The organism is Bradyrhizobium iriomotense, assembly GCF_018130765.1.
In the GTDB taxonomy this organism is placed as follows: Bacteria; Pseudomonadota; Alphaproteobacteria; order Rhizobiales; family Xanthobacteraceae; genus Bradyrhizobium; species Bradyrhizobium iriomotense_A.
On sequence record NZ_JAFCJZ010000018.1, the window covers coordinates 85,304 to 101,821 of the forward strand.

The 16,518-nt window shown below is 63.4% G+C and carries 17 protein-coding genes; 5 read left to right on the forward strand and 12 right to left on the reverse strand.

The window, feature by feature from the left end; all coding sequences use genetic code 11:
- The first annotated feature begins 121 nt into the window (after nt 1-121).
- The 3 genes from JQ635_RS27310 (at nt 122) to JQ635_RS27320 (ending at nt 1,510) form a co-directional block, all read left to right on the forward strand.
- Entirely contained in the window at nt 122-313 is a 192-nt protein-coding gene (locus JQ635_RS27310) for a hypothetical protein (protein ID WP_211412877.1), read from the forward strand.
- A gap of 228 nt (nt 314-541) precedes the next feature.
- Nucleotides 542-712: a response regulator gene (locus tag JQ635_RS27315; RefSeq protein WP_246583806.1), complete on the forward strand. Its 171-nt coding sequence runs from the start codon at nt 542-544 to the stop codon at nt 710-712.
- Between the two features lie 105 nt (nt 713-817).
- Nucleotides 818-1,510: a cyclic nucleotide-binding domain-containing protein gene (locus JQ635_RS27320; RefSeq protein WP_211412878.1), complete on the forward strand. Its 693-nt coding sequence runs from the start codon at nt 818-820 to the stop codon at nt 1,508-1,510.
- Between the two features lie 221 nt (nt 1,511-1,731).
- Here the strand turns inward: JQ635_RS27320 and JQ635_RS27325 are convergent, their stop codons facing one another.
- The 9 genes from JQ635_RS27325 to JQ635_RS27365 form a co-directional block, all read right to left on the reverse strand.
- Complete coding sequence (locus JQ635_RS27325; RefSeq protein ID WP_246583807.1) at nt 1,732-2,163, reverse strand: hypothetical protein; 432 nt, start codon at nt 2,161-2,163, stop codon at nt 1,732-1,734.
- An 89-nt stretch (nt 2,164-2,252) separates the two neighbouring features.
- Nucleotides 2,253-2,627, reverse strand: coding sequence for a hypothetical protein (locus JQ635_RS27330; protein ID WP_211412879.1), 375 nt, complete (start codon nt 2,625-2,627; stop codon nt 2,253-2,255).
- A 61-nt stretch (nt 2,628-2,688) separates the two neighbouring features.
- On the reverse strand, nt 2,689-2,931 hold the full coding sequence (locus JQ635_RS27335) for a hypothetical protein (RefSeq protein WP_211412880.1): 243 nt from the start codon (nt 2,929-2,931) through the stop codon (nt 2,689-2,691).
- Between the two features lie 602 nt (nt 2,932-3,533).
- The gene (locus tag JQ635_RS27340) at nt 3,534-4,844 is read right to left on the reverse strand and encodes an HlyD family type I secretion periplasmic adaptor subunit (RefSeq protein ID WP_211412881.1); all 1,311 of its coding nucleotides are present in this window, start codon (nt 4,842-4,844) and stop codon (nt 3,534-3,536) included.
- On the reverse strand, nt 4,841-6,760 hold the full coding sequence (locus JQ635_RS27345) for a type I secretion system permease/ATPase (protein ID WP_283826907.1): 1,920 nt from the start codon (nt 6,758-6,760) through the stop codon (nt 4,841-4,843). Before JQ635_RS27345 ends, JQ635_RS27340 begins: the two co-directional genes overlap by 4 nt.
- Before the next feature lie 77 nt (nt 6,761-6,837).
- Nucleotides 6,838-10,380, reverse strand: coding sequence for a DUF5801 repeats-in-toxin domain-containing protein (locus JQ635_RS27350; RefSeq protein ID WP_211412882.1), 3,543 nt, complete (start codon nt 10,378-10,380; stop codon nt 6,838-6,840).
- A gap of 578 nt (nt 10,381-10,958) precedes the next feature.
- Nucleotides 10,959-11,756, reverse strand: coding sequence for an adenylate/guanylate cyclase domain-containing protein (locus JQ635_RS27355; protein ID WP_211412883.1), 798 nt, complete (start codon nt 11,754-11,756; stop codon nt 10,959-10,961).
- A gap of 113 nt (nt 11,757-11,869) precedes the next feature.
- A complete protein-coding gene (locus JQ635_RS27360; RefSeq protein ID WP_211412884.1) occupies nt 11,870-12,082 on the reverse strand; it encodes a hypothetical protein in 213 nt (70 codons plus the stop codon).
- 1 nt (nt 12,083) lies between these two features.
- Nucleotides 12,084-12,308, reverse strand: a complete 225-nt coding sequence (locus JQ635_RS27365) for a hypothetical protein (RefSeq protein WP_246583808.1) — start codon at nt 12,306-12,308, stop codon at nt 12,084-12,086.
- Between the two features lie 227 nt (nt 12,309-12,535).
- Here JQ635_RS27365 and JQ635_RS27370 point away from each other — a divergent pair, with 227 nt between their 5' ends.
- Nucleotides 12,536-12,769: a hypothetical protein gene (locus JQ635_RS27370; RefSeq protein ID WP_211412885.1), complete on the forward strand. Its 234-nt coding sequence runs from the start codon at nt 12,536-12,538 to the stop codon at nt 12,767-12,769.
- A 41-nt stretch (nt 12,770-12,810) separates the two neighbouring features.
- On the opposite strand, the gene JQ635_RS27375 is transcribed toward JQ635_RS27370, so the two are convergent.
- Nucleotides 12,811-14,001, reverse strand: coding sequence for an adenylate/guanylate cyclase domain-containing protein (locus JQ635_RS27375; RefSeq protein WP_211412886.1), 1,191 nt, complete (start codon nt 13,999-14,001; stop codon nt 12,811-12,813).
- A gap of 377 nt (nt 14,002-14,378) precedes the next feature.
- On the opposite strand from JQ635_RS27375, the gene JQ635_RS27380 reads away from it, so the two are divergent.
- Nucleotides 14,379-14,942 carry a carboxymuconolactone decarboxylase family protein gene (locus JQ635_RS27380; RefSeq protein ID WP_211412887.1) on the forward strand — a complete coding sequence of 188 codons (564 nt, stop codon included), beginning with the start codon at nt 14,379-14,381 and terminating at the stop codon, nt 14,940-14,942.
- Between the two features lie 62 nt (nt 14,943-15,004).
- Here the strand turns inward: JQ635_RS27380 and JQ635_RS27385 are convergent, their stop codons facing one another.
- Nucleotides 15,005-15,412, reverse strand: coding sequence for a RidA family protein (locus JQ635_RS27385; RefSeq protein WP_211412888.1), 408 nt, complete (start codon nt 15,410-15,412; stop codon nt 15,005-15,007).
- Nucleotides 15,413-15,430: 18 nt separating this feature from the next.
- Nucleotides 15,431-16,420, reverse strand: coding sequence for a zinc-dependent alcohol dehydrogenase family protein (locus tag JQ635_RS27390; protein WP_211412889.1), 990 nt, complete (start codon nt 16,418-16,420; stop codon nt 15,431-15,433).
- Nucleotides 16,421-16,518: the final 98 nt, after the last annotated feature.

Consider the following 16,518-nt stretch of genomic DNA (forward strand, 5'->3'; position numbering starts at 1 on the left):
AAGCATAGGGGACACCGGACCACCTTTCTAGGTAGTACCAAGACGGATCAAGTGGCGCGATATTCAGTGCGGGTGTTGGGAAGACTGGTCTTCTCACCCTCACGATATTCGGAGATTAACGATGCGCACAGCCACGGGCGCACGCTGGCTTGGGACGCCCGACGACGACCGGACGGAGTTTCGATGGCGTCTCGGCTTTTTCATCGCTCTATCATTGGCCGTTTTGATTGCACTCGCGGCCTTCGCGCAGGAGCCACCCGCTGAAGCGTTGATCCGGCCTACTGGCCCGCTGCCGGCGATCAGCATTCCCTGATCGAGGCGCTGTTGGCGCACCATTTGCGTGGAGCCGAGATTTCATTTGCATTGGAAATTGTGTGATCCAGACCGTTAGCGATCGGGCATTTTTGCCTCGGGGTCCGCTTTGTCCAGGCATTCTGGGAGATCGAAGAAGCCCGCCGTCGCCGAGAGCGGAACCGCGAGCGCGTGCGTGAAGCACGACGCTCGCTAACGTCCCGTCATTAGCCAACTCCTGGAGATCATCATGCGCGCCGTTGCAACTGCTGCGATTGCAAGCGCTTTTGCCCGGGTCTTCCCCGCCTCGTCATTGCAGGTAAAAATTCTCAAGCAGGTCGCGCTGGCCTGCGGGGCCGTCGTGTTCGTGTGGCTGCTGTCGGTCACTTATGGGCTGGATCTCAGCGCCGGATTCTTCTAGCCGATCAGCATCTGATTTTTGCGTTTGCTTCGGTATCCAAGCCCCTCGAGCCACATGTGCAGGGGTCGTCGCGCTCTTCAGGGCAAATTCATAGAAGGACGCGAAATGCGTTGCTCGGACGTTTTGCTCTGCGGCTCGACGCCCTGGGTTGAAGCCGCCGGCTATCTCGCATCTCTTCTCGTCTTCGCCTCGTTTTGCATGAAGACGATGCTTCCGCTCAGGAGCGCGGCCATCTTGAGCAATGTCGCGTTCGTCGCATACGCGTTCTTCGACGGCTTGTATCCAATCCTCATCCTTCACTCGGTTCTGCTGCCTCTTAACGTCGTCCGAACAGTCCAAATGCTTCGCGTCAGGCGAATTGTGGAGCAAGCATCCAAGGGCGAATTCACAACCGAACCGCTATGCCCGTTCATGAAAGCGGCGACGTGGAAGGCCGGGGAGATCATCTTCAGGCAAGGCGATTACGCCGATCGCATCTATCTGCTTGCAAAGGGAAGCGTACGCCTGAATGAAATCGATCTCGTTCTGGGGGCGGGAGAGCTCTTCGGGGAAATTGGCGTTTTCTCGACGGCACATGAGCGCACCCAGACGGCTCAGGCAATTTCCGATGTCGAGCTGCTCTGGCTCACCGAGGCCGAGCTCGCCCAGGTATGCCATGCAAATCCTGCCCTGGCTTTCCACTTCCTGAAGCTGTCGATCAACCGTCTGCTGGCCAACACGGGACGCCGCCTGCCGGCGCACACAGGCCGCGCGGGCACTTGCGAGATCGAGTCGTTCTCAAAACGAAAAACGGGGTGATCGAGTCGTTCTTTCGTGGTCCCCACATCATCAATCATTAAGCGGACTGTCCTTCCGCTGGTCGCGGGACCACTCGCGATGCCAAAGGTCCATGCGGCGCCTCAATCCGGAAGTCTTTGCGCCGACTTTGGCGCCGCGCTCGCTTAACGACAGACATACGCTCCATTTACCAGCACGCGGACGCAAGCTGGCGCTGCCACGGCGGCTCCCAAAGGGGTGGCTCATCGCCCTGCCCTCGCCTGCGCACTGCCGACGGGGAATGACAGACCACGCTCTGGCGACCATTGCACGGAGCTGCGGCGCTCACCGGCGCCGGGGCGGTGGGGCGGGAGCGGCCCCAAATCGCGCTGCCAAATCGTGCCACTGTCGAACTGAATGAGCATGCCATCCGGCGAATAGACCGCACTCTGATTGAATGCGTCGATCCAGATCCGGTTTGCGGGCCAGTACCAGTCGGGCCAGGCGCGAGATGGCTGCCCTGCCTCCGTCACGAGATTAATTTCAGTCCCGTTCTGGGTGACGTGAGCCGGGAGATTTCCCCGGCACATTTGAACGCATTTATAGATGCCGGTGAGATTGATCGATTGAGCCGACAGAAGGGTTGGCGCAAAGGCCATAGTCATTGCGGCGATAGCAAGCGGAAATCGTCTCATACAATCGCTCCTTCGTTGAAATGATCAGGCGTGCCGCAATAGATTCGCTGCCAGGCAGAGTCAGCCGCGCTCTCGACGCGCGAGGCGGATCACTGTGAATTTCGAGTCTTGCTTGCTCCCCTCAACCGCGTCGCGGTTGAGGGTGACTTCGCCCACCCTGCCATCTGGATGCAGGTGAGAAGATCGACATAGCTCTGGCTTCCTGCGGCTGTGGCTTCCCCTTCGCAGCTGTCGCGGGCGGGACCAGAAGCGTCGCCCCAAACCGTGGCGAGCTGTTGCTGCGCGGCGGCCTCGTCGCGCATGCAGTCCGCAAAGCTCTGAGGGAGGGCAAGCCCCATTGCCTTGTCAACAGCTGTGGTCGCCTTGCACGTCGCCTCCACCTTCAATTCGGGGACGCGATCGGAGACGGGCATCACGAACAATTGCGCTCCGAGAAGCGCTGCAGATAATGCTGCCATCGACATCTTGACCTCCTTCACGCTCTATCAAACCAACCACCTTGCAATACCATTACAAGAATTCGGATCAGAACTGGCCGGGTTGAGCCGGAGGAGCAGGCCAATCGAATCTCAGGTTGTTCCTGTTGCTGCGATCAAATAAGTCTTGTCTGCAGACAAAGCTGCTCTCGCAGATCGTCGCTCGAGGCGGAGCGTGGTTCACAACTTTTGCGCGCGGCGTCTTGGCAAAGGCGGCTGTCGCCAGCACCGCTTCCAAGGCGAAAAGCACCGCGAAGGTGAGGATGAAGACGCGTGATACAGCGAGAGACATGCAAATCTCCGGCAATCGGTGAACGTCAGGCCTAACGAGACATGATGTTGCGGGATCGGCCTTGATCCAGATCAAGCTGGCTCCGGCGTTCCTCCATCGCATGCATCTCGCATCGCGACGGCGCGAAGGTATGCCAGACCGTCAGGCGCCGGGTGATGCTACTTCGAGCGCGAATGGCCGCTTGGTGGAGGAGGAAGCTCAAACGAGGGATCGATCCTGTTCGACGCCCGGATTTCTCGGATCAGAAGCCTGGCGAAATAGGCCCTCAACAGGCGGTCGAAAGTCGACCGTGCTTCGCTAATGTCGTCGCAGCCCTGAATGCCTAGGTCTTCGGCAACACCACCCAATACCTGTTGCACCATGACCTGCCTCCTCGAAGCAGATGCCCCCTTTTCCCTTGTCGCCAGTAGGGAGGAAGCCGAGACGGATCGGCTTGATCTATCGCAACCAAGTTGCGACTTTTTTGAAGCGCGAAGGGAAGTCTGACGCCGGTCACAGGCAACCCGACCAGACGACCTCCCGCACCAGCTTCGCTCCAGAAACGCTCCCGTCAAAATGCAACGAACGCGATGGAATGCAGGGCGAAAGTTGCGACGCTCGCGCTAGCGCTCGCGCCAGGCGTGCATCAACTGATCGGAGAGCGGCTTGACGAGGTACGACATCACCGTGCGCTGACCGGTCTGGATGAAGGCCTCGACCGGCATGCCGGCGATCAGCTTCAGCTCGCCCAGGCGCGCGATTTCCGCCTCGGGAACGGCGATGCGGGCCGTATAGAAGCTCGTCGTGCTCTTCTGGTCGATTGCGACGTCGGCGGACACCTGGCTCACTTCGCCGTTGAGTTGGGGCGTGGTGCGCTGGTTGAAGGCCGTAAAGCGCAGCAGCACCGGCTGGCCGACCGACAGGCGATCGATCTCATGCGGGGGAATCCGCACCTCGACGACGAGCGCATCGTGGGCGGGGACGATGAGCATGATCTGCTCGCCGGCGCTGATGACGCCGCCGATGGTGTGCAGCGCCAGCTGATGCACGGTGCCGTCCTGCGGCGCGCGAATATCGATGCGCTTGAGCTGATCCTCGGCAGCCACCCGCTTCTCGACCAATTCCGAGGTCTTGGCGCGAATCTCGGCGAGATCCTTTCCGACCTCGGTGCGCAGATCCTGATCGATCTGCATGATCTGCAGCGTGGTCTCGGTGATCCGGCCTTTGGCTTCGGCAATGGCGGCAACCAAGGCGCCGCGTTCGCCGTGCAGGCGCACCGCGTCGCGCTCGAGCGTCGTCAGGCGCGTGATCTGGACCAGATTCTTCCGCCACAGATCGCGCACGCCCACAAGCTCCTGGTCGATGAAGGTGGTCTCGCGGTCTTTCGCCTGGATCTGCTCGTCGAGACCGCGGATCTGCTCTTGAAGCTGACCGATGCGCTCGTTGAGCTGCGCCTTCTTGCCGGCGCGGGCGGTGCGGCGCAGCTCGAACAGCTTGCGTTCGCCGACGATCAAGCGAGCGACGTCCGGATCAGCGGCACGCGCAACGAGATCCACGGGAAAGCCGAGCCAGTCCTGACCGTCGCGCTCCGCCTCGAGCCGCGTCCGGCGCGCCGCCTGTTCGTCGAGGCTTTTTACGACGATCAGGAGATTGGCCCGCGTCACCGTCTCATCGAGGCGCACGATCACGTCGCCCGCCTTCACCCGGGCGCCCTCACGGACGTTGAGCTCACCGACCACGCCGCCGGTTGGGTGCTGCACCTTCTTGGTGTAGCTGTCGACCACCAGCGTGCCGGAGCCGACGACGGCGCCGGCCAATTCCGTGGTCGCCGCCCAGCCGCCGACGCCGCCGGCGAGCACGAGAACCCCCACGAGGCCGGCGCGCAGGTGCTGGCGGATGGTGTGCGGAACGACGTTGACGGGCTCGCGGCTCACGGGCTTGCCCCCTCGGTTACGATCTTGAGCGGCACTGCCGGCCGAGGCTGCATCATCTTGGCCAGCAGCGCGTCCTTGGGTCCGAACGCCTGCACGCGCCCCTCGGCCATTACGATCAATTGGTCTACAGCAGCGAGCGCGCTGGTGCGGTGCGCGACGACGATGACAATGCCGCCCCGCGCGCGCACGCCGTGGATGGCCTGTGTCAGAGCCTGGTCGCCCTCGGCGTCGAGATTGGAGTTGGGTTCGTCGAGCACCACCAGGAAGGGATCGCGGTAGAGCGCACGGGCGAGCGCGATGCGCTGCCGCTGCCCGGCAGAGAGCGCCGCGCCGCCTTCTCCGATCGGCGTGTCGTAGCCCTTTGGCAATCGCAGCACCATCTCGTGCACACCGGCCGCCCTCGCGGCGGCGATCATCGCCTCCGCGTCGGGGGCCGGTTCGAAGCGGTTGATGTTCTGCGCCACCGTGCCGGCGAACAGCTCGACGTCCTGCGGCAGATAGCCGATGTGGCGGCCAAGCGCCTCGGAGGTCCATTGGTCGAGCGCGGCGCCGTCCAGCCGCACCTTGCCGCGCGCCGACACCCACACGCCGACGACGGCCCGCACCAGCGACGACTTGCCCGATGCGCTCGGGCCGACGATGCCAAGCCCCTGTCCCGGGGTCAACGCGAAGGACGCTTCCATCACGACGGCGGCCTGTTCGCCCGGCGGCACCACGGAGACGGCCTCGACCGTGAGAGTCTTGCACGGTGGCGGCAGCGGCGTCTTCTCCTCCTCGGCCGGGAGTTGCGCCCAGTGCTGCTGCAGGCGTTTCCAGCTCTGCCGGGCCGCGATCAAGCTCTTCCAATGGGCGATGGCGAGTTCGACCGGCGCGAGCGCGCGCGAGGCGAGGATCGAGCCGGCAATGATGATTCCGGCGGTCGCCTCGTGGATGATGACGAGATAGCCGCCGACGCCAAGCACCGCCGATTGCAGCACCATGCGCAGCACCTTGGAAACGGAGCCGAAGCCGCCGGTGATATCTGCGGCATTGCGCTGGGTGGCCATATAGCTGTCATTGGCCTCCGCCCAGCGCGCGGCAAGCCGCCCGCGCATGCCCATGGCCTGCAAGACCTCGGCGTTCCGGCGGCTGGCCTCGGCGAGCGCATTACGCTGCGCGATCTGGCCGGTGACTTCCTTGGTGCGCTCGCGCGTCAGCCGGTTGGTCAGAAGGGTCAGGGACACGAGCAACAGCGATCCTATCGACGCCGTGAGTCCGATCAGCGGATGAAACACAAAGCAGATCGCGAGGTAGAACGGGATCCACGGCAGGTCGAACAGCGCGGTCGGGCCGAGCCCGGACAGATAGCTGCGCACCTGGTCGAGATCGCGCACCGGCTGCAGCCCGTCGCCGCTCGCGCGCGCCCGCAATGGCCAGCGCGCGACGATGTCATAGGCGCGCGCCGAGAATGCACGGTCGAGCCACTCGCCGACGCGAACAAGGATACGCCCGCGCAGAATGTCGAGGAATGCCTGGAACACATAGAGGACGCCGACCAGCGCGGCGAGACCGATCAGCGTCGGCACGCTGTGGCTCGGCACCACGCGGTCGTAGACTTCCAGCATGAAGAACGAACCGGTCAGGTACAGCACGTTCAGCATGGCGGTGATCAGGCCGAGCCCGACCAGCACGCCGCGGCAGGCGTGAAACAGCGAGGACAGGTTTTGCGTTTGCGGTGACTGGTTCTCTGGCGCGGGCCTCGCCGGCGCACGGCGCCACTTGCGGATCAGCCCGCTGAGAATCAAGGCGGCCGCGAGGAAGGGGCCGATGCGCAGGGTGAAGCTCACCAACTGCTCCGGATCTCCGAGGACCTGGCCACACCACGCGGCAGCAGACCGACCGAGATGGCCGCACCAGACGGTGATGCTATCCGACATCGGATCTACTCCAGGCACGCGCGAGCGAACAGGTGCCGGCTGCGCACCAAGAGGGCGTGCAGCCGGCGGCTTGCGGTTCAGACGTTGATGACGCCGTCGTGGTTTCCGTCGATCTTCACTGAGAAGCTGCTGGAAGCCGTATCCCCGTCGGCATCGGCGATCTGGACAGTGAAGTCGAGCTTCTCGTCCGGCGCGGGCTGGGACTGGATGAGGCTGAACCCGCCGATATCGAACGTGTTGTTGTCGTTGCCGCTGATGCCGTCATGGGCGCTGATGTTTTCGATCAGCACGCGGTCGTGGGTTCCGCTCGTGGTCCACTGCACCTTGTCGCCAGTGCTGAGGCCCGTGATGATCAAGTTGCCATCGCCGTCGACCGTGGCGATCGGAACAAATGTCTTATTGCCCGACGTGACGACGAAGTCGGTGACCGAGCCCGATGTGATGTTGACATGCGTGTCGTTGGTGAGCCCATCGACGAACCCCGTCCCCGGTTCCGCGGCGGTGTTGAAGGCCGTGATCTTGACGGTGACGGGGCCGACGCCCGGGTTGGTCTGGTTGACAGTGAAGGACGCCGATGTCGCATTGAAGACGTTCTGGAAGTCGATATTGGCTTCGACGTCGGCCTCGTTCTGGTCCAGATTGGGCACGAGGAAGTTCGTATTCGTGCCCGTCACGTAGGTGATGTACGCGCCTTCAGTGGGATAGTTGTCGCTGTCATTGAGCTGGTTGCCGTTGACGCCGAACGAGGTGGTGCTGCCGGCCTGGCTGATATTGAGCACGTCCTTGGTCGTGATATTTCCGCCCTGGGACTGGTTCAACGGATTTTCCCCAACCACCACGATCTGGGTCGAGGTTGGATCCCCGAAGGTCATGAAGAGGTTGCTGCCGGAGGGCGCTCCGGCGAAGCTGAAGCTGATCTCCGCTGCCGGGGGATTCTGCAGGACGTCGAAGGTGTAGTTGCCGCCGGACAGGGTCAGCTTGAAGAAATCGATGTCGCCTGCAGTGTGTGTGCCGCTGCCATCAACGTCCTTGTAGTAGGTAGCGACAGTATCGCTGTTCGAGAGATCCCGGAGCAGCGTTGTCTGCGAGACCGTGCCATCCAGGATCGTCAGGCTCGCCGGCGAGCTCGTGATGCTGTACGTCGCCGGATCATCCGCTCCGACCACTCCGTTGAGCGTCTTGGTCACGGTGGCGCCAGCGGAGAAGTCCACCTGTCCATCGGCGATGGGCCCGATGGTCGGCGCATCGTCCTGGAACTGCACGGCATCGCCGATGCCGGTCGAGCTCGTCGCTGTATCGCCGTCGCCGTCGGTCACCGTCACCACCGCCAGCAGCGCGCTGTCGGTGATCGAGATCGATTCATCGGTATTGGTCGCGTCCGGATGCTTCAACGAGGCGTATTGCGCCACGCTGACGACACCGCTCGTGCCGTCGATCGCCACTGCGAAGGCCGCCGCCCCATTGGCACCGCCGATGCGGCCGACTACCAGGCTGCCTTCCTTGAACAGGAAGATGCTGGTGCCGCCAGTCGTGTCGAGGCCGGAGTCCACCCCTGCGGCGGACACCGCCAGCGAGAACGCGATGGTCCCGCCCTCCTGGTCTGCGCCAAGCGAGCTTCCGGTCGAGCTCACGACAGCGCTCGGGTCCTGCGCGAAGCCAGCCGGGCTAAGGTCGGTGCTGACATTGCTGACGCCGGTGAACAACGCCGCCACTGCGGCAGCGTCGGTATCGTCAGCATCAGCCTGGAGACCCGCGGTCTCGTCATGCGCCACCGTCGCGCCGCCTTGCACGATTCCGGCCGTCGGCCCGTCGTCCTGGAACTGCACGGCATCGCCGATGCCAGTCGAGCTCGTCGCCGTGTCGCCGTCACCATCGGTGACCGTCACCACCGCCAGCAGCGCACTGTCGGTGATCGACACCGAATCGTCGGGATTGGTGGTGGTCGGGTGCTTCAGCGAAGCGTATTGCGCCACGCTGACGACCCCGCTCGAGCTGTTGATCGCCACCGCGAAGGCCGCGGCCCCTGCGGCGCTGCCGATGCGGCCGACCACCAGGTCGCCTTCCTTGAACAGGAAGATGCTAGTGCCGTTCGTCGTATCGAGGCCGGAGTCCACCCCTGCGGCGGACACCGCGAGCGAGAACACGATCGTTCCGCCCACCGAGTCGGTGCCAAGCGCGCTCCCGGTCGAGCTCACGACAGCGTTCGCGTCCTGCGCATACCCGGTCGGGCTGAGGTCGGTGCTGACATTGGTTACGTTCGCAAACAGCGCGATCACGCCTGGCGCGGTGGTGTCATCGGCATCCCCCTGGATACCCGCGGTCTCGTCATGCGCCACCGCCGGCGCGCCCTGCACGATCCCCGCCGTCGGCCCGTCATCTTCGAAATGGACGGCCGTGCCGACCACGGCGCTCACGGCGTTGGCGCTGCTCAAACTGAAGCCACCGATATCGAAGGTGTTGTTGTCGTTGCCGGCAATGCCGTCGGTGGCGCTGATGTTTTCGATGAGGACGCGGTTGTGGGCTCCGCTCGTGGTCCACTGCACCGTGTCGCCGCTGCTCAGGCCGGTGACGATCAAGTTGCCGTCGGAGTCGATCGAAGTGGCCGGTGTAAATTGCGTGTTGCCTGACTTTTTGATGACGTTGACGAACGAGGCCGACGTGATGTTGACGTGCGTGTCGTTGGTGAGCCCATCGACGAAATTTACCCCCGTTTCCGCGGCGGTGCTGAAGGCCGAGATCTTGACGGTGACGGGTCCGATGCCCGGATTGGTCTGGTTGACGGTGAAGGACGCGCTGGTCGCATTGAAGACGTTCTGGAAGTCTATGTTGGCTTCGACGTCGGCCTCGTTCTGGTCCAGGTTGGGCACGAGGAAGTTCGTGTTCGCACCCGTAACAAAGGTAATGTACGCACCTTCACCGGGGTTGATCTGGTTGCCATTGACGCCGAACGAGGTGGTGCTGCCGGCCTGGCTGATATTGAGCACGTCCTTGGTCGTGATGTTTCCGCCCTCGGATTGATTGAGCGGGTCCTTGCCTATCACCACGATCTGGGTGGAGTTCGGATCGCCGAAGGTCATGAAGAGGTTGCTGCCGGACGGCGCTCCGGCGAAGCTGAAATTGATGACCTCGCTGGCCGCGACCTTGAGGTGGGTGCCCAGGTCGATGGAATCATCGGGGTTGGTGGCATCCGGATTCTGCAGCGCCTCGTACTGGACGCTCCAGAACTTGCCGCCGCTTACCGGGCTCCCGGTCTCCTCGAGATAGACCGCGAAGACGATGACGCCGGCCGCGGTCTTTCCGAGCACGATGTTGTCGTTCACGGTGTCCGTGTACAGAAATACCTCCTCGCCGTCATTGGTGAAGAGGCCGCTCGAGTCGCCGTCCAGCGCACCGCCGTTCTCGTCCGTGAACGAGATATTGCCAACCGAGCCCGTCACGCCGCTGATGGTAATGACATTGCCGCTGCTAACCGCGTGGTTGATCTCTGTGGCCGGAGCGCCCAGTGCCGTCAGCCGACTTGAAAACGCGCTCGGGAGGGCCGTGTTGGTATCGTCATTCTGCAGGCCGGCGGTTTCGTCGAGGGTAACGGTCGTGCCGGTAACGGTGACTGTAAGCGCCATGAGAAGCCTCCTCCAAAAACATCAATGGTGAGCTTGCACTCCACAAATTCCATGCGCAGGCTCTTCGGCGAACCACCGCGTCTGCCACGAGGAGCCGTCTTTTTGAGAACGATAGGCCAAGGGGAAATGGGCGTCGCGAAGCTTGCGTCTACTTCGCGTTCGCCCTTTCTACCCTGCTTGAAGGATCGGTGCGGGAGAGAAGTACCGACAAGAGAATAACCAAAAATTTCTGCATGCTATGCTCCCTTGATCTGCCGCGAACGCAAGTGGAGAGCAAACGAAGGTCTGTATCACTGAAATCGCGACATCAACGCATTACGGAGCGGCCCTGCTCGCATGATCAAAATGCACAATCATCAATCGTCGACGCGTAGTGCTCACGGAGGAAATTCGAGGTCGGGCCTACGCGTTCGAAGTTCCCTAGTAAAAGGCAAGAGGTTCCCAGTAAATGGGGGGAAAAGTGGTACCAACTTCGAGGTGGGTCGCATCGCCGCACGATGACAGGGACAAGGGCAGCCTCGCTGGACACGCGCTAAGGTAGTACTGGATGCCACCCCACAGCCTGGAGCGCCATCCCTTCATCCCTCCACCCGCCACAGCCTCCACCGCTCCGGCACGCCCTTGAGCCGGTGCACGCCGTGATCCCTCAGGCTGATCGCGGACTGCGCCTTCACCAGCTCCTTCACTGCGCTCGACACCAGGACTTCGCCGGCACGTGCCTTGGCGGCGATGCGGGTGCCGATGTGGAAGGCGAGGCCGACCATCTCGCCGCCGCTGATCGTGTACTCGCCGGCGTGCAGGCCCACCCTGATCTCGAGGCCGAGCGTACGCACCGCCTTCTGGATCGCGGTCGCGCAGGTGATACCGGCGGCGGGCGCCTTGAAGGTCGCCAGCACGCCGTCGCCGGTGGTCACGACTTCCTTGCCGCGCGAGCTCTTCAGCTCCTTGCGCACGGCGGCGTAATAGTGGCCCATCACCTTGGTCCAGCGCGCATCACCGAGCTTGGCGGCCTTTGCGGTGGAGCCGACGATGTCGACGATCAGGATGGTCGCGAGCGCCTGCTTGAGCTCGGCGCTGCGCGCGGCCGATGGGCGCCGGTTCGCGATGGCCCCGGTCAGCGGCTCATAGCGATGGTTGCGCCGCCGCGCGATCGCGGCCTTGGCATAGTCCTGGGCGCGCTGCGCCGTGCGGCAACGGATCGTCTTCTCCTGCGGCACGCGCGTCCAGTAGACTTTTCGCCCGCTACCTGCGCCGCTGACTTCCACTGCGCCCCACTTCAGGAAGATCGTCGAGCCGGCGCGTGTGATGCACCACGCCTTCGACGTGTAGCCGGATACGTTCGACTGATGGACTCCGATGCGAAGGAATTTTGGCATGTACGCGCGGCTGATCGCAGGAACGTTTGGGCGGACCCCGGGCCAAAAAGGGTAGTCGGACATTCCTGCGTTGGCAACGGTGCTTCCTGGCCCGCCACCCCGTTCTCCGAGCCTTAAGATCCCCTGCCGGCGCCCTGCTTGCCGATCGTGCAGCGCCATGCGGCCAGACGTTCGCCCGGATGCCGCGCCATCCATTCGGCGAGCTGCGGCGCACCCATCAGGCAGGACTGCATCGTCACATCGGCAAAGTCCGAGGTCGTGACGATCTGTTCGTGACAGTCCGTCGGAGAGGAAAGACGACAGAGCACGGCAATGATCCGGATCATCTCACGCAAGCTCCTTCGACCAGTCGTACCCGGCTCTGGCGGCCGAGCGCGCCACCGGTCTGTCTGCATCGGCGCTCGAGGCCTTTTCGGCGCGCCGCTGATAGTCGTCGGCCAGAACCTTCAGCCGCGTCGCAACCGCATCGTCGGTCATGCTTCGGGCCGCACGGAGCAGGCTCTGCGCCGTTTCCATGTAGGCCTTGCCTCGTCGTGACATCTGGAGCGTCATGGGATCCTCACGCGGTTTTCTGCAAGCGCATCGAAGGCGATCGGAAAAAGACCGACCCAGTCGCGGTCATCCTGGCGTCGCGTCGCAAAACGTTCGACGCATTTCTTCGAGCAAAGAGGCCTGCGCCACGCGTAGTACCGAACGAGACCGAATCTGCCGTCGCAGACTGCGCACCGGCCGGTTCGACCATGAGGATTTTCGGAGCAGGTTGGCATTGAAGTCTCCTCTTGTTGTCACGCCAGATACCGCCAATCACCTCTTCTGTTGCACCGGGCATTGTCTCGGTTCCCGATGAAGCGGGCGGCATTCGTCATCCGGCCGCCAACGAACTCAGCTTACGAGTCCCGCGCGGCGATCTCTTTCAACAAGATGTTCTCAATTGCCGGTCCGCACGACGCGCGGCCCCGCCGATGAAGGCAGGGCCGGCAAACGTGCGTTTGCGCAACCTGACCGGAACGTGACATGGAGACGAGTGACGGCGACCGCGCAGGTCTCGCGCGTGTCAGCCAGGATACGCAAACAGCTCGATCGGATCGCTGAAGCCGCGCACCTCGTATTTGCCGACGCACTCCAGCTCGAATTTCGGCTCGACCTGCTCCGCGAAGTCGCGCGACAGCAGCACGTTTCGCCCGAGCTGCTTGGTGAGCGCTTCAAGGCGCGAGGCCATGTTGACGGCGGGGCCGATCACGGTGAAGTCGAGCCGGCTCGATGATCCGATATTGCCGTACATGACGTCGCCGACATGGACGCCGATGCCGTAGTTCAGCGGCGCGCGGCCGCTGCTCTTGTTGCGCTCGTTCAATGCGGCCATGGCCTGACGGGCCTCGGTCACGGCATGCAGCAGGTTGGCGCAGGCATCGGGGTGGCTCAGCGGGAAGATCGCGAGCAGGCCGTCGCCGATGAATTTCAGGATCTCGCCGCCGTGCCGCGCGATCGGCTCGGACATCGCGTCGAAATAGTCGTTGAGGAGATCGATGACATCGTCGCGCGGCCAGTTGTCGGAGATCTTTGTGAAATCGCGCAAGTCGCAGATCATGATCGCGGCGCGCACCGTGGTGCCGGTGCCGCGCCTCGTGGCGCCGGCCAGGATCAGCTCGCCGGCATGGGCGCCGACATAGGTCTCCAGCAGCGTTCGCGCCAGGCGGTTCTTGATGCGGATCTCGCTGACCAGCGCCAGCACCGGCAGTACGTTCTTCAGGGCCGCGATATGCGCCTCATCGAAACCGCCGGGCCGGTCGGTGGCGAAGGTGACGAAGTGGCGCTTGCCGAGCGTGTGATGGAGCGGCCAGGCAACGTAGTCGGTCAGGCCTTTCGCGCGCATCTCGTCATAGAGCGCGTGCTTGCGGCCGAGCGACGGATCACCCTCGAGCTTTTCGCGGAGCTCGGTCGCGCCGTCCATCATTTCGTTGATAGGACTGCCGATGAACTCGGATCGCTCGAGCACGTCGAAGTCGACCCGCGTTATCTTCGCCTCGCGCATGCCGTCCGACCACATGAAACCGGCGCCGAGCCATTGCGGATGCTGGATCCGGATGTGCATCGTCGACCGCTTCAGCGGAATGCCCGCCTGCTGGAGACGGATGCACATCTGCGCGAAGATATTATCGATGAAGCGCTCGTCACGCGTGCCGTTGGTGAGCCAGTGGACGACGCCGTCGGACAGCGTGGGGAGATTTTGGTGTGGCGCGCTCATATCCGGCCCCTTCGCGGCGGTCTGCATCGGCAGGAGATATAGTGCGCCGGCCGGGCCGCGCCAACCTAGCCAGTTGCACGGATTGTGCGCATCTGGCGACCGGAGCCTACGCCGCCGGGCGGCATCCCGGCACGGCCGGCACCGCGATTGCTGAGCGTGGTTCAGTATCGCGTGCGCGGCTGAACGTCTTATCGGATCGCACGATCACGTTCAGATAGACCGCATTCCGCGCTCTGGTGCCTCACCGGAACGTCACCAATTTGCAGGTCGCAGCACCTTCATCTCGCGGCTGAAGTCATCTCACTTCACCCGGCGCAGGAAAGCCGTGCGTGATCGACGAACCGGGCGGGGGCCATGACGAAGAAGGACACCAACCGATGCGTTTACCGATCATCTCACCCAGCAAGCTGACCTCGGAGCAGAGGGCTCTGGCCGCCGACATGAAAGAAGAGATCGCCCAGAAGTACCAGGGCTTCGTCAACATCCGCGAGGACGGTGCCCTGATGGGTCCCTGGAATCCGTGGCTGCACGAGCCGAAATTCGGCAAGCCGATCTGGGATCTCGCCAAGGCGATGGCCGTCAATCCGTCCGTGCCGGCCGCAGTCCGGGAGATCGCGATCCTGGTGACCGGCACGCATTTCAAGGCGCCCTACGAGCTCTACGCGCATGTGCGCATGGCGGAACGACGCGGACTGTCGGACGAAAAGCTCGCGACCATCGTGTCGGGCCAGCGTCCCGTGGATCTGACGCGGCAGGAGGCGGTCGCCTACGACTTCGCATCGGCGCTCATCTCCGGCGGCATCCTGCCGGAGCTGACCTACAAGGCGGCCGTGGAGCAGTTCGGCAAGCAAGGCGCCGCCGAGCTATCCTACTTCATCGGCTTCTACTGCATGGTGTCGGTGACGCTGAACACGTTCGACGTGCCGGTTCCGGAGAGTTGAGCACGCGTCCTCGCAGGGAGACAAAGATCCGGCCGGCGTTCGCCGGCCGGATCAGCGATGCCTCAATCGACGATCGCAGCCGCGATCTCGAGTTCGACCAGGAAGGCCGGATTCGCAAGTGCGGTGACGCCGATCAGCGTACTTGGCGAGGGCCGCTCGCGGCTCCAGGGAAACGGAAACAGCTCGTCCTGGATGCAGTGCTGCACGAACGCCGGCACGTCCACCGTGTAGGTGCGACGGAACACGACGTCGTCCCATGCCGCGCCGGCGGCCTTCAACTGGATCGTCAGCGCATCGAGGATCGCGATGTACTGGGCCCTGATGTCGCCGACATGGAGGGGCCTCGACTCCCTGTCGGTCGGCACCTGGCCCGCGATGTAGATCAGCTTCGCGGGCGCGGTGACGCTGAGGATCCGGGTGAAGGCCGTGCTTGTGGAGAGACCCGGAGGGTTGATGTATTGCTTCGGCATTGGAATCTTGTTCCCTGCCTACGTATTGGTCGCGACGTCGATGACGATTTTCACGTTCGCGCCGCTCCTGACGGCGTCGTGCGCCGCCATCGCCGTGTCGAAGGTGAACCGGCGGGGATCGATGATCGGGCGTATCTTGCCGGCATCGGCCAGCTTGGCGATCTCGCGCAGGATCGCGCCGTGATGGGCACGGCGTTCGCCGCTCAGCATCGGATAAAGCACATAGACCGCGCTGATGACCGCGCAACGCAACGACGACGTCAAGAGGTTATGCGATTCAAACGCCGCGCAGCTCGTGATGTGACCATAGTGGCGTACGGCGCCGAGCGAGGCTTCGAGCGTGCTGCCGCCGACGGTGTCATAGATGACGTCAAAGCCCTTCCCGCCGGTGTATTTCTCGACATACTCCTCGGCGCTCATGCGCGTGTAATCGATCGGCGTTGCGCCGAGCCCGCGGACGAGATCCTGCTTCTGGGCCTGGGTCGTCGCGTAGACGTTGGCGCCGAACGCCCTGGCGAGCTGGACAGCGACATGACCGACGCCTCCGGAACCGCCTTGAACCAGAACCTTGTGGCCCGGCTGCACGTGCGCGCGGTCGACCAGGCCTTCCCATGCCGTGAGCGCGACCAGCGGCAGTGCCGCCGCCTCGCGCATGGTGAGATTGACGGGTTTCTTCGCCATCAGAGCGGCGTCGACCGTCATGAACTCCGCGAGCGAGCCCGGCAATCCGCGCACGCCGCCGGCAAGACCGTAGACCTCGTCGCCGACCGCAAATCCTTCCACGCCCGGCCCGACATCGGTGACGACGCCGGCTGCATCGGTGCCGAGCACGGCCGGCAGCTTCGGCATCGCGTACGGCGCCTGGCCCGTGCGGATCAGACCATCGACCGGATTGACCCCACTGGCGTGAACGCGGACGCGCAATTCGCCGTTCCCGGGAGATCGCGATTCGATATCCGCTTCGCGAAAGCGGCCGTTTTGATAGGTGTCGAGGATGAGTGCACGCATGTTGGCGTCTCCCGCATGAGATCGTCGGCAAGTGATCGCCGCCTATCTGGACGCAGTCGCGCCGTCCGATAAGATCATCCAACCTGCACTCGATACTG

Excerpts from the sequence above, each read along its gene's own strand:
- JQ635_RS27390 (WP_211412889.1), bottom strand. The coding sequence starts at position 16,420 with ATGCGTGCACTCATCCTCGACACCTATCAAAACGGCCGCTTTCGCGAA.
- JQ635_RS27360 (WP_211412884.1), bottom strand. The coding sequence starts at position 12,082 with ATGATCCGGATCATTGCCGTGCTCTGTCGTCTTTCCTCTCCGACGGAC.
- JQ635_RS27320 (WP_211412878.1), top strand. The coding sequence starts at position 818 with ATGCGTTGCTCGGACGTTTTGCTCTGCGGCTCGACGCCCTGGGTTGAA.
- JQ635_RS27325 (WP_246583807.1), bottom strand. The coding sequence starts at position 2,163 with ATGAGACGATTTCCGCTTGCTATCGCCGCAATGACTATGGCCTTTGCG.
- JQ635_RS27380 (WP_211412887.1), top strand. The coding sequence starts at position 14,379 with ATGCGTTTACCGATCATCTCACCCAGCAAGCTGACCTCGGAGCAGAGG.
- JQ635_RS27365 (WP_246583808.1), bottom strand. The coding sequence starts at position 12,308 with ATGACGCTCCAGATGTCACGACGAGGCAAGGCCTACATGGAAACGGCG.
- JQ635_RS27350 (WP_211412882.1), bottom strand. The coding sequence starts at position 10,380 with ATGGCGCTTACAGTCACCGTTACCGGCACGACCGTTACCCTCGACGAA.
- JQ635_RS27375 (WP_211412886.1), bottom strand. The coding sequence starts at position 14,001 with ATGAGCGCGCCACACCAAAATCTCCCCACGCTGTCCGACGGCGTCGTC.
- JQ635_RS27315 (WP_246583806.1), top strand. The coding sequence starts at position 542 with ATGCGCGCCGTTGCAACTGCTGCGATTGCAAGCGCTTTTGCCCGGGTC.
- JQ635_RS27335 (WP_211412880.1), bottom strand. The coding sequence starts at position 2,931 with ATGTCTCTCGCTGTATCACGCGTCTTCATCCTCACCTTCGCGGTGCTT.
- JQ635_RS27310 (WP_211412877.1), top strand. The coding sequence starts at position 122 with ATGCGCACAGCCACGGGCGCACGCTGGCTTGGGACGCCCGACGACGAC.
- JQ635_RS27330 (WP_211412879.1), bottom strand. The coding sequence starts at position 2,627 with ATGTCGATGGCAGCATTATCTGCAGCGCTTCTCGGAGCGCAATTGTTC.
- JQ635_RS27385 (WP_211412888.1), bottom strand. The coding sequence starts at position 15,412 with ATGCCGAAGCAATACATCAACCCTCCGGGTCTCTCCACAAGCACGGCC.
- JQ635_RS27355 (WP_211412883.1), bottom strand. The coding sequence starts at position 11,756 with ATGCCAAAATTCCTTCGCATCGGAGTCCATCAGTCGAACGTATCCGGC.
- JQ635_RS27345 (WP_283826907.1), bottom strand. The coding sequence starts at position 6,760 with ATGTCGGATAGCATCACCGTCTGGTGCGGCCATCTCGGTCGGTCTGCT.